Origin of the sequence: Azoarcus sp. TTM-91, from assembly GCF_012911025.1 — a bacterium.
Classification (GTDB): Bacteria; Pseudomonadota; Gammaproteobacteria; order Burkholderiales; family Rhodocyclaceae; genus Azoarcus.
Map to the genome: position 1 here is coordinate 1 of NZ_WUEI01000269.1, position 1016 is coordinate 1016.

Below are 1016 nucleotides of genomic sequence, written 5' to 3' on the forward strand. Positions count from 1 at the left end.
CGGATGCGCTTATCCATCCCGTCACGGCCACACCGGAACACCCGCATGAGCTTCGCTCCCCGCGCCAGGCGCCTGACCTACCTGCTGCACCGCTGGAGCGGCATCGCCGGCTGCCTGCTGATGGCGCTCTGGTTCATCAGCGGCATGACGATGCTCTTCGTCGGCTACCCCAAGCTCACCCCCTGGGAGCGCCTGGGCGCGCTGCCGCCGCTGATGGCCGCAGGGCTGCTGCCGCCGGAAGCGGCGCTGGCGGAGATCGATCCAACCGCCGCGCAGGAAATGGCGGCCAGCCCGAGCGCCCGCCTGGCCACCGCACGCAGCCTGGTCCTCACCACCATCGCCGGCCAGCCGCGCTACCTGCTGCGCGAGGCCGGCGGCGGCTTGCGGGTGCTGGCGGCCCAGCCGCCGGCGCCGGCCCGCCGTTCCGCAGCAAGCGCCGATGCGCCGCGTCCCGCCCCGGCGGTGGATGCAGCCGCCGCCCTCGCCGAGGCCCGCAGCTACGTCCCCGGCGTCGCCGCCCGATACGCCGGCCAGGTGGCGGAAGACCGCTGGACCCACTCCCGCGCCCTGGACGCCCACCGCCCGCTGCACAAGGTGGAGATGGCCGCCGGCGGCCAGGACCCCGCCGGCGGCGGCGAGCTCGGCGCCGTCACCCTCTACATCTCCGGCACCACCGGACAGCTGGTGCTCGACGCCCCGCTCGCCCAGCAGCGCTGGAACTACCTCGGCGCCTGGCTGCACTGGCTCTACCTGTTCCGCGACCGCCCGGTCGACCCGGCATGGAGCTGGACGGTGATCCTGCTCTCCGCCCTGTGCACCCTCACCGCTCTCAGCGGCACCGTCGTCGGCCTGTGGCGCTGGCGCTTCCGCGGCCGCTACGCCTCCGGCTCCCGATCGCCCTACCGCGCCGGCTGGATGCGCTGGCACCACCTCATCGGCCTGCTCTGCGCCGGCTTCGTCTGCACCTGGATCTTCAGCGGCCTGATGTCGATGAACCCGCTGCGCATCTTCGACCC

General features: G+C 73.9%; 1 protein-coding gene. It reads left to right on the plus strand.

Features of this window, described 5'->3' with window-relative positions:
- Positions 1 to 45: 45 nt before the first annotated feature.
- Positions 46 to 1016: PepSY domain-containing protein (locus GRF61_RS24170; protein ID WP_211166191.1), on the plus strand; the 971-nt coding region annotated here is incomplete at its 3' end.